This window comes from Bacillus cereus group sp. MYBK101-2, assembly GCF_051918845.1.
GTDB lineage: Bacteria > Bacillota > Bacilli > Bacillales > Bacillaceae_G > Bacillus_A > Bacillus_A paranthracis.
Genome location: NZ_JBQAIE010000014.1, coordinates 106,361 through 116,525, shown reverse-complemented (window position 1 = coordinate 116,525; position 10,165 = coordinate 106,361). Strand labels below are relative to the sequence as shown.

Below are 10,165 nucleotides of genomic sequence, written 5' to 3'. Positions count from 1 at the left end.
TACCTCATTTCTATCGTTGATTCCATTATAACGAGGTTTTTTGATAAAAATACACAAAAACCCCGAATCATGGGGCTTTTTTTTAGTGTCCATGATTCGGGGTACAGTTCATGTTTAGAAGCGTCTTTTTATTTCTTATTCCATCATATGTGCAATTTTCTTAGAGAACATAAGAAGTACTAATCCGAGTACGATTACGATAATACCGATACTTGCGAATACTTCTAAATATCCTAAAGATTGAGTGAAAGCAGCTAATTGTCCTGCTAGTAAGTTTGCAAAGCCAGTACCAGCTAACCATACACCCATTAATAATGATGCTAATTTAACAGGAGCGATTGCACTTACCATAGATAATCCGATTGGTGATAAGAATAATTCACCAATTGTATGGAACATGTAAGTGAATACAATGAATAGTAAGTTTGCTTTCATTGTAATGTTACCTTCGTCGCTACCAGTTTTTAATACAGCTAAAGTTAGAACTAAATATCCAATCCCTAGTAAAATCATACCAAATGCCATTTTTGTTGGGATTTTTAAATCACCATTTTTTGTTTTCGAAAGTTTAATCCATAATGCAGAAACAGGTAATGCTAGTAAGATAATGAATAGTGGGTTTACAGATTGGAACCAAGGTGTTGGAATTGTAAATCCACCAATTGTACGATCCACAAATTTATCTGTGTAAAGTGTTAAAGAACTACCAGCTTGCTCAAATCCTGCCCAGAAGAATACTACGAAACAAGTTAAAATTAAAATTGCAGCAGTACGTTTTTTCTCTTGTGTTGTTAAAGGTTTTTTCTCGATTGCTTTTGCGTTTTTTTCTTTAGATTTTTTCCCTACAACAGTTGTTCCGATAGACCCTAAGTAACGAGGTGCTAAGAAATTAAAGGCAAGTTGTCCAATAATCATACCGATACAAGCTGTTAAGAAACCGTATCTATAATCTGCGAAGTAACCGCAAATGAAAGGAGCGATAAGAGCACCTAAGTTAATTCCCATGTAGAAGATAGTAAAGGCACTATCACGACGAGAATCGTTTTCGCTATATAATTGACCTAATAAAGTCGAAATATTTGGTTTGAAGAATCCGTTACCAATAACTAATAATCCTAATCCTAAAAATAGTCCAGTTTTTGTGTTCATTGAGAATAGTACAAAGTTACCAATTGCCATGATAATACCACCAATAGTAATGGCATGGCGCTTCGTAATGAAATGGTCAGTTAACCAACCACCGATAATCGGTGTGAAGTATACTAACATTGTGAAAATACCGTAAATTTGAACTGCAACTGCTTTATCAAATCCTAAACCGCCGCTTACTAAGCTCGTTGTTAAATAAAGAACTAATAAGCCACGCATTCCGTAATAACTAAATCTTTCCCATGCTTCTGTAAAGAACAACAAGTATAACCCTGGTGGATGTTTTTTTGGTGATTGTTGCTCTCCAGCTTTGTCTAATTTTAAAGCTGCATCCATTTTTGTTTCCCCCTAATCCTGTATAACGGATATTTATGTAATCATTTTAATTTACAAAATATTTAGAAGTCAATAGAATTATATGGAAATAGAAAGAAAATTTCTAAAAAAGTTCTATTTTACTTCGACCGTTACTGTATTTTGCCCTGAAAACAAGATGATAAGCGTTTTCAAATGTAATAATTGAATTCTAAAAGAAAATAAAATAGTGATTAATCAGAAAATTTAGATTAAAACATTTATTCTGATATAGAGAAAATATATTCTATTTACTTTTATAATATAACATATTGGGAATAAAAATACAAAATGAAATAATGTGACATTTAAGTGAATTGAAAAATAACCAGCTCCATAGAAGGGGAGCTGGTTAGGGAAATACTATTTAACAAAGCGTTTTTCGATATCATCTAATAGTAGGTTAGCAGCCATTACACCGCCAGCAGTATTCCAAATCACATCGTCAACTTTGTATGCTTTATTATTTTTCACTGCATTTAAATTTTTAAATAGTGGATCATTGATATATTCTTTTTCTAATTCAGAGCCTTTTTTCTCATTTCCTTTATCGAATGTGAAGTAGAACAATACATCGCCATCCATTGCAGAAATACGTTCTTTAGATACGTTACGCTCTGCGAAGTCATCTTTATTTTGATCGCCAGGACGTTTAAATCCAAGTTCTTTTAAAATAACACCAGAGAATGTATCACCATGATAAATACGAACATCACCAGGCATGAAGCGAACCATAGAAATTTCTTGATTTACTTTATCACCTAGTTTGGCTTTTAAATCTTTCATACGTTTATCGTAATCAGCTAAAACCTTTTGACCTTCTTTTTCTTTATTTAATGCTTTCGCATAAAACTTGAAGTTATCTTTCCATTCACCGCGTAATGTTTCAGAAAACACAGTAGGTGCAATTGCTTTTAGTTGCTCGTACACTTTTTCGTGACGCATTTTGTTACCGATAATTAAGTCTGGTTTTAAAGAAGCGATAGTTTCTACGTTCACTTGTCCTTCATCACCAACAACTTTTACATCTTTCATTTTATCTTTAATATGTGGATACCACGGATCACCAGTCCAAGATTTTACAGCCCCAACTGGTTTAATACCTAATTCAAGTAAAGCTTCAGTACCTTCATTTGTTAAAATGACTACACGTTTTGGATTAGCAGGAACTTCTGTTTTACCCATTGCATGTTCCACAGGAATCATTTCTTTTTTCGTATCTTCTTTTGTTTCTTCTTTCGTATTTGATTTTCCACAAGCACTTAAAAGTAGTGAAAATGCTAATAAAAATACAAATACTGTAAACGATTTCTTTCGCATGAATTTCATTATGTACCCCCTACATATTGAGAAGTTTTTTCAATAGCAAGCATGATATTAAGCCTTTATCTTCTGATTGTCAATACATATGGTTGAAAATAATTCTCATTTCCGTTGACAATGCGAATTAAGTTGAAATACACTTACAACGTATCATTATACATTGAAGGGGAAACGCTGCATGTTATTAAAAACAAATCGAGCAAAATGGATTGGATTATTTGTTGGGATCATTGCAGTCATTACTTGTATTTGGGGAAGTATTATTTTCGGATATACAAATACGAGTTGGAAATTAGCGTTAGATGCTTTTTTCCATTTTAATGGGTCCAATGAACATATTATTATTCAAAATGTGCGTCTACCAAGGGCATTAATTGCAGCGAGTGTTGGTGCTAGTTTAGCCATTGCAGGTTGTCTTATGCAAACTTTAACGAAAAATCCACTTGCTTCTCCAGATTTTATTGGATTAAATTCAGGTGCTGCTTTCTTCATAGTTGTAGCAATTGTTATTTTTTCCGTGACATCATTATCAGTTTTCACGTGGATTGCCTTCTTAGGTGCAGCAATTGCAGCTGTACTTGTATTTGCTTCTAGCTCTTTAGGAAAAGAGGGGACAACGCCTCTTAAATTAACGTTAGCAGGAGTGGCAATTAGTGCGTTATTTTCATCATTAACACAAGGATTACTTGTTTTAAATGAAAAGGCGCTTGAAGAAGTATTATTTTGGCTTGCCGGATCTGTGCAAGGAAGAAAGTTAGAAATTTTACAATCAGTATTCCCGTATTTATTAATAGGCTGGATTGCATCTATTATGATGGCAGGGAAAGTAAATACATTGATGATGGGGGAAGACGTTGCAAAAGGACTTGGTCAAAGAACGATTTTAATGAAATCATTCGTACTACTTATTATTGTCCTGTTATCCGGTGGTTCAGTTGCGGTCGCTGGTCCGATTGGGTTTATTGGTATTGTTACTCCGCATTTTGCCAGATTTCTTGTTGGGGTCGATCACAGATGGAGAGTACCGTATAGTGGTTTGTTAGGTGCAATACTATTGATTTTAGCTGATATAGCAGCAAGATATGTCATTATGCCACAAGAAGTACCAGTAGGGGTTATGACAGCATTTATTGGGGCCCCATTCTTTATTTATATTGCACGTAAGAGAGGGCTTAGCAAATGAAGAAGTATATTCCGTTTCGTATAGGAAAAGGCGGGCTCTCGTTTTTAATGTACAAACGAGCTTGTCTCGTCTTATTCAGTTTACTAGTTGTTTTAATAGGATTGTTTTTTGCGAGTGCAGGTATGGGAGACATGAAAATTGCTCCTTATGATGTATGGCAAGCGATTACTGGAAATGGCGATGCGATGTCCAATATGGTTGTAAATAAGTTTCGTATGCCTCGTATTTTAATTGCTATCCTTGTAGGAATCGCACTTGCTGTAGCAGGATGTATTTTACAAGGCCTCGTTCGAAATCCACTGGCTTCACCTGATATCATCGGGATTACAGGTGGTGCAAGTGTTGCAGTTGTATTATTTTTAGCTCTATTTAGCGATAAAAATAACGCGCTAACTGTAAGCATTCATTATATGCCGTTAGCAGCCTTTGCTGGGGCAACGATTGTAGCGCTTTTTGTATATTTATTTGCATGGAGAAATGATGGGTTATCACCGATTAGTCTTGTTTTAATTGGTGTTGGTTTTTGGGCATTAACGAAAGCAGCAACGACTTTGTTTATGTTGCTTGCGCCAATTTATCAAGCGAGCCAAGCGAATGTATGGATTACAGGTACTGTTTACGGTTCTTCATGGCAAAACGTTATGGTACTTGCGCCGTGGGTTCTCATTTTAACGGTAATATCATTTATAGCTGCTAGACATTTAAATGCGCAAGAGCTAGGGGATGATATTGCGGTAGGACTTGGTGTTCCTTTAACGAAATCACGCGTATTCATGTTATTACTTAGTACAGCTTTAATTGGTGGAGCAGTTGCCTTTGCCGGAGGAATTGGATTTGTCGGTTTAATGGCACCTCATATTTCACGAAGACTAGTTGGTTCTTTATACGGTGCATTACTCCCAGTTGCGGCGATCGTTGGTGCAATTTTAGTACTTGCTGCAGATTTAATTGGGCGTACAGTTTTCACGCCACTTGAAATTCCAGCAGGGGTATTTACATCAGCAATTGGTGCACCTTATTTTATTTATTTACTTTATAAAAGTCGGAATTCATAAAGGGAGATGAATATGCAAAAAGCATTGGAGACGAAACGTTTGACGTTGTCTTATGGTGAAACAATTATTATTGATGAGTTGAATTTAGAAATTCCAAAAGGCGAAATTACAATCTTTATCGGTTCTAACGGCTGCGGGAAATCAACTTTATTACGTTCGCTAGCTAGATTATTAAAACCAACAACTGGTGACATTTTGTTAGATAATCAAGCCATTCAAAGTATGCAAACGAAGCAAATTGCTCGCCAAATGGCAATTTTACCGCAAGGACCGCAAGCGCCAGAAGGGCTTACAGTATTGCAACTTGTAAAGCAAGGACGTTATCCATATCAAACTTGGTTGAAACAATGGTCAGAAAAAGATGAGGAAATGGTACAAAAAGCACTTGCTGCAACAGGTATGACAGAATTTGCTGAGCGTGATGTGCATGCTCTTTCAGGTGGACAACGTCAACGTGCTTGGATTGCAATGACGCTTGCACAAGATACAGATATTATTTTACTGGATGAGCCTACTACCTATTTAGATATGACTCACCAAATTGAAGTGCTAGATTTATTATTCGAATTAAATGAAACAGAACAAAGAACAATTGTTATGGTACTACACGATTTAAATTTAGCATGCCGTTATGCAGATAATATTGTAGCCATTCAAGATAAACAAATATATGCACAAGGTAAGCCAGAAGAAGTAGTGGATGAGAAACTAGTACGTGATGTATTCCGAATGGAATGTCAAATTAGTACGGATCCGTTATTTGGGACGCCACTTTGTATCCCGCATGGAAAAGGAAGACGTGTACGTAAAGAAGTTGCTCATGCAATGAGATAATGAAAAAGACGATGAGAGGTTCATCGTCTTTTTATTTTCGGCAAGAGAATAAGAGGAAGAGGGGAATACGTAAACGTCGTTCATATTCTTCCGTATTTTGAAAATAAGTTTGGTTTGGTGTAGCTTCTTTTATGTTTGTAATCGTAAATCCAGTTTGTTGTAATAATGAGAAATATTCTTCCATTGTACGATGATATTTAATAACTTCTTGATTAATCCAAGGTTCAACGCGTTTACCCAGTTTAAAATAATCATCGACGAGCCAGTTCGTTCTTTTCTCGCTCGTTTGTAAGCTTTCAAATGAAGAGGTAATAATAGGATGTTGAACGCTAAAAGTAAAGGTTCCATTTGTTTTTAAAGTTTCGTACACATTTTGAAAAATGATAGGAAGATGTTCAATATAATGTAAGGCGAGTCTAGATGTTACTAAATCAAAAGTAGCAGGAGGGTATGTGTAGTCTTTGAGGTTTAAAAAATGGACGATCCCATTTTTATCTTCTAGTTGTTTTTTAGCTTTTTTATACATAAGTTCGGAGCCTTCAATACCAGTGTAAGAGTGGCAGTCTTTTTCTAATAATTCCTTGCCAAATTTTGCGTCACCGCAGCCTAAATCGAGAATTCGCTTTCCTTTCACATCACCAATGAGTTGAAAAAAGGCTGGCTTTTCAAGTGATTCATTTGGGCTATTTTCTCGGTATCTTCGTTTCATATATTGTTCAAAAAATGCTTCGTTATTATACACATCAGATTCAGTAAATGCCATGATTGAAGCCCCCTTACATATTTTTTTTATTCTACCAAATATGAAAAGTAAATGATAGATTTCTTGTAATGAATCATATATAATCTAGAATTGTAAGCGGTTACTTTAAACTATTTTTCTATAATAAATTCTGAAAACGTGTTAAGCTAGTAGAGGGATTATTAGAACTATTAAGACAATAATTCGCTTACATGAATGATGGGAGGCTTCACGATGTCTAGTAAAACACTTGCAAAATTTTTAGAAGAAAATTTAGAGGATTTAAAATCAAAGGGGCTTTATAACGTAATTGATCCGCTCGAAAGTTCAAATGGACCGATTATTACAATTGGCGGAAAAGAATATATTAACTTATCTTCAAACAACTATCTTGGATTAGCAACAGATAGCCGTTTGCAAGAAGCTGCAATTGGTGCAATTCATAAGTACGGCGTTGGAGCAGGAGCGGTTCGTACAATTAACGGTACTTTAGATTTGCATATTAAATTAGAAGAAACAATTGCAAAGTTTAAACATACAGAAGCAGCGATTGCTTATCAATCAGGATTTAATTGTAATATGGCAGCGATTTCAGCTGTTATGGATAAAAATGATGCGATTCTTTCAGACGAGTTAAACCATGCTTCTATTATTGATGGTAGTCGTCTATCAAAAGCAAAAATTATTGTTTATAAACATTCTGATATGGAAGATTTACGCCAAAAAGCAATCGCAGCGAAAGAATCAGGACTTTACAATAAATTAATGGTAATTACAGACGGTGTCTTTTCAATGGATGGAGATGTTGCAAAACTACCAGAAATTGTTGAGATTGCGGAAGAATTAGATTTAATGACATACGTAGACGATGCACACGGTTCAGGTGTACTTGGTAAAGGGGCAGGAACTGTAAAGCACTTCGGTCTGTCTGATAAAGTTGATTTCCAAATTGGTACATTATCAAAAGCAATTGGGGTAATTGGTGGATATGTAGCAGGGAAACAAAACTTAATTGACTGGTTAAAAGTTCGTTCACGTCCATTCTTATTCTCTACAGCATTAACACCAGCTGATGCTGCAGCTTGCATGAGATCAATTGAAATCTTAATGGAAAGTACAGAGTTGCACGATCGTTTATGGGAAAATGGTCGCTATTTAAAACAAGGGTTAAAAGAACTTGGCTTTAACATCGGAGAAAGTGAAACGCCAATTACACCTTGTATTATTGGTGACGAAGTATTAACACAAGAATTTAGTAAACGTCTAAATGAAGAAGGCGTATATGCAAAATCTATCGTGTTCCCAACTGTAGCTAAAGGAACAGGACGTGTTCGTAATATGCCAACAGCAGCTCATACGAAAGAAATGTTAGATGAAGCAATTCGTAAGTATGAAAAAGTAGGGAAAGAAATGGGCATCATTTAAGTAACGACATCTTTTGAATAGCTTGCAAATGAGGAGTGGGGAAAATGAAAAAAATTCTAGTAACCGGTTCTTTAGGGCAAATTGGTTCTGAACTAGTAATGAAACTTCGTGATGTATACGGCGCATCAAATGTTATTGCAACAGATATTCGTGAAACAGATAGTGAAGTAGTAACGTCTGGTCCATTTGAAACGTTAGATGTAACAGATGGACAAAAACTACATGATATCGCAAAGCGCAATGAAGTAGATACAATTATTCATTTAGCAGCTTTACTTTCAGCAACAGCAGAAAAAAATCCGTTATTTGCATGGAATTTAAATATGGGCGGACTTGTAAATGCATTAGAAGCAGCTCGTGAATTAAACTGTAAGTTTTTCACGCCAAGTTCTATCGGTGCATTCGGTCCATCAACACCGAAAGATAATACACCACAAGATACAATTCAACGTCCTACTACGATGTATGGGGTAAACAAAGTAGCAGGGGAATTACTATGTGATTATTATCATCAAAAATTTGGCGTTGATACGCGCGGTGTACGTTTCCCAGGTTTAATTTCTTACGTAGCTCCTCCAGGAGGCGGAACAACTGACTATGCAGTTGAAATTTACTATGAGGCGATTAAAAAAGGCACATACACCTCATACATTGCAGAAGGAACATACATGGATATGATGTACATGCCAGACGCTTTACAAGCGATTATTTCATTAATGGAAGCTGATCCAAGTAAGTTAGTGCATAGAAATGCATTTAATATTACAGCAATGAGCTTTGAGCCAGAGCAAATCGCAGCGTCAATTCGTAAACACATCCCGACGTTTACAATGGATTACGCTGTAGATCCAGCTCGTCAAACAATTGCTGATAGCTGGCCAAACTCTATTGATGCAACAGCGGCAATGAAAGAGTGGGGCTTTAAAGCAGAATATGATTTAGACAAAATGACAACGGACATGTTGGCTAAGTTAAAAAAAAAGCTCACAGCTGAGTTAGTGATGAATTAATAGGAAGGGTCGATTCTTAGGAATCGACCCTTTTATTTGTATTTTAGGAATATACAAATAATTACAAGTGTGATAAAATGAGTTAATTTGTGCATAAAGGGGAGAGATACAATGGAGAAATGGGAGTTAGCAAAGGAAATTTACAATACGTCACGTTTAACGGGAACATTTAAACTTCGATCAGGACAAGTATCAACTCAATACTTTGATAAGTACTTATTTGAATCTAATCCAGTACTGTTATTAGAAATTGCTAAACAGTTGAAAGAGCTCATTCCTCCTGATACAGAAGTACTCGCAGGTTTAGAAATGGGAGGAATTCCAGTAGCAACAGCATTATCTTTACAAACGGGTATACCAGTTGTATTTGTAAGGAAAGAAGCGAAGAAGTACGGTACATGTAAGTTAGCAGAAGGTGTTAATATTGTTGGGAAAAATGTTTGTGTTGTTGAAGATGTTATTACGACAGGTGGGCAAATATTATTAAGTACGAAAGATTTAAGGGAACTTGGTGCGAAAGTACACCATGTTTTAGGCGTCATTGAACGAACGAAAGAGGGAAGAGAAAACTTATTAGAAGATGGCTTACAGCTACATTCTTTATTTACAATGGATGAGTTAATTGAAGGCGACAAGCAACATGCGAAGAGTTGACGTCGTATATGCACTAATACATGATGAGGAAACGGATAAAATATTAATGGTACATAATGTAGAACAAAACGTTTGGTCATTGCCAGGCGGGGCTGTTGAAAAGGGTGAAACGTTAGGGGAAGCTCTAGTAAGGGAAGTAAAAGAAGAGACAGGTTTAACTGCCGCGCTTAGTGGACTTGTTGCGATCAATGAAAAATTCTTTGAAGAGTCAGGAAATCATGCGCTACTTTTTACATTCCGAGCAAATGTAGTAGCAGGTGAACTTATTGCAGAAGATGAAGGAGAAATTTCTGCAATAGAGTGGGTGGACCGAGCAATTGCAAATGAACGATTCCCATTCTACGATGGTGGATTCGAGGCATTATTAGAAGTAGCCATTCCATACAAGTTTCAGCCAGAAACAAGATGATTGAAAGAAAAAAACAGGAGCGCAAGG

The 10,165-nt window shown here is 36.0% G+C and carries 10 protein-coding genes; 7 read left to right on the top strand and 3 right to left on the bottom strand.

The genetic code is table 11. The annotated features are described in order from the left end of the window. Positions 1-135: 135 nt before the first annotated feature. Positions 136-1,485, bottom strand: coding sequence for a peptide MFS transporter (locus ACTFSI_RS22315; protein WP_000338308.1), 1,350 nt, complete (start codon positions 1,483-1,485; stop codon positions 136-138). Between the two features lie 381 nt (positions 1,486-1,866). Next, entirely contained in the window at positions 1,867-2,832 is a 966-nt protein-coding gene (locus tag ACTFSI_RS22310) for an ABC transporter substrate-binding protein (protein WP_138322490.1), read from the bottom strand. Positions 2,833-3,004: 172 nt separating this feature from the next. On the opposite strand from ACTFSI_RS22310, the gene ACTFSI_RS22305 reads away from it, so the two are divergent. From ACTFSI_RS22305 to ACTFSI_RS22295, 3 genes are read left to right on the top strand one after another with little or no spacing between them, the layout of a single operon-like run. Then, on the top strand, positions 3,005-4,009 hold the full coding sequence (locus ACTFSI_RS22305) for a FecCD family ABC transporter permease (RefSeq protein ID WP_138322489.1): 1,005 nt from the start codon (positions 3,005-3,007) through the stop codon (positions 4,007-4,009). Continuing rightward, positions 4,006-5,064: a FecCD family ABC transporter permease gene (locus ACTFSI_RS22300; protein ID WP_000760068.1), complete on the top strand. Its 1,059-nt coding sequence runs from the start codon at positions 4,006-4,008 to the stop codon at positions 5,062-5,064. Before ACTFSI_RS22305 ends, ACTFSI_RS22300 begins: the two co-directional genes overlap by 4 nt. 12 nt (positions 5,065-5,076) lie before the next feature. After that, complete coding sequence (locus tag ACTFSI_RS22295; RefSeq protein WP_001167959.1) at positions 5,077-5,898, top strand: ABC transporter ATP-binding protein; 822 nt, start codon at positions 5,077-5,079, stop codon at positions 5,896-5,898. Between the two features lie 31 nt (positions 5,899-5,929). Here ACTFSI_RS22295 and ACTFSI_RS22290 read toward each other — a convergent pair whose 3' ends face one another. Beyond that, positions 5,930-6,661 carry a class I SAM-dependent methyltransferase gene (locus tag ACTFSI_RS22290; protein WP_000885950.1) on the bottom strand — a complete coding sequence of 244 codons (732 nt, stop codon included), beginning with the start codon at positions 6,659-6,661 and terminating at the stop codon, positions 5,930-5,932. A 213-nt stretch (positions 6,662-6,874) separates the two neighbouring features. Between ACTFSI_RS22290 and ACTFSI_RS22285 the strand changes: the two genes are divergently transcribed. The 4 genes from ACTFSI_RS22285 to ACTFSI_RS22270 all read left to right on the top strand — a co-directional run bounded on the left by ACTFSI_RS22285 (position 6,875) and on the right by ACTFSI_RS22270 (position 10,138). Continuing rightward, positions 6,875-8,065 carry a glycine C-acetyltransferase gene (locus ACTFSI_RS22285; protein WP_000095906.1) on the top strand — a complete coding sequence of 397 codons (1,191 nt, stop codon included), beginning with the start codon at positions 6,875-6,877 and terminating at the stop codon, positions 8,063-8,065. Between the two features lie 44 nt (positions 8,066-8,109). Continuing rightward, a complete protein-coding gene (locus ACTFSI_RS22280; protein ID WP_000723139.1) occupies positions 8,110-9,075 on the top strand; it encodes an L-threonine 3-dehydrogenase in 966 nt (321 codons plus the stop codon). Between the two features lie 111 nt (positions 9,076-9,186). Beyond that, positions 9,187-9,729, top strand: a complete 543-nt coding sequence (gene pyrE / locus ACTFSI_RS22275) for an orotate phosphoribosyltransferase (protein WP_000417035.1) — start codon at positions 9,187-9,189, stop codon at positions 9,727-9,729. Further along, a complete protein-coding gene (locus ACTFSI_RS22270; protein ID WP_001255107.1) occupies positions 9,716-10,138 on the top strand; it encodes an NUDIX hydrolase in 423 nt (140 codons plus the stop codon). The genes pyrE and ACTFSI_RS22270 overlap by 14 nt, the downstream gene beginning before the upstream one ends. Positions 10,139-10,165: the final 27 nt, after the last annotated feature.

Excerpts from the sequence above, each read along its gene's own strand:
- ACTFSI_RS22315 (WP_000338308.1), bottom strand. The coding sequence starts at position 1,485 with ATGGATGCAGCTTTAAAATTAGACAAAGCTGGAGAGCAACAATCACCA.
- ACTFSI_RS22310 (WP_138322490.1), bottom strand. The coding sequence starts at position 2,832 with ATGAAATTCATGCGAAAGAAATCGTTTACAGTATTTGTATTTTTATTA.
- ACTFSI_RS22305 (WP_138322489.1), top strand. The coding sequence starts at position 3,005 with ATGTTATTAAAAACAAATCGAGCAAAATGGATTGGATTATTTGTTGGG.
- ACTFSI_RS22300 (WP_000760068.1), top strand. The coding sequence starts at position 4,006 with ATGAAGAAGTATATTCCGTTTCGTATAGGAAAAGGCGGGCTCTCGTTT.
- ACTFSI_RS22295 (WP_001167959.1), top strand. The coding sequence starts at position 5,077 with ATGCAAAAAGCATTGGAGACGAAACGTTTGACGTTGTCTTATGGTGAA.
- ACTFSI_RS22290 (WP_000885950.1), bottom strand. The coding sequence starts at position 6,661 with ATGGCATTTACTGAATCTGATGTGTATAATAACGAAGCATTTTTTGAA.
- ACTFSI_RS22285 (WP_000095906.1), top strand. The coding sequence starts at position 6,875 with ATGTCTAGTAAAACACTTGCAAAATTTTTAGAAGAAAATTTAGAGGAT.
- ACTFSI_RS22280 (WP_000723139.1), top strand. The coding sequence starts at position 8,110 with ATGAAAAAAATTCTAGTAACCGGTTCTTTAGGGCAAATTGGTTCTGAA.
- pyrE (WP_000417035.1), top strand. The coding sequence starts at position 9,187 with ATGGAGAAATGGGAGTTAGCAAAGGAAATTTACAATACGTCACGTTTA.
- ACTFSI_RS22270 (WP_001255107.1), top strand. The coding sequence starts at position 9,716 with ATGCGAAGAGTTGACGTCGTATATGCACTAATACATGATGAGGAAACG.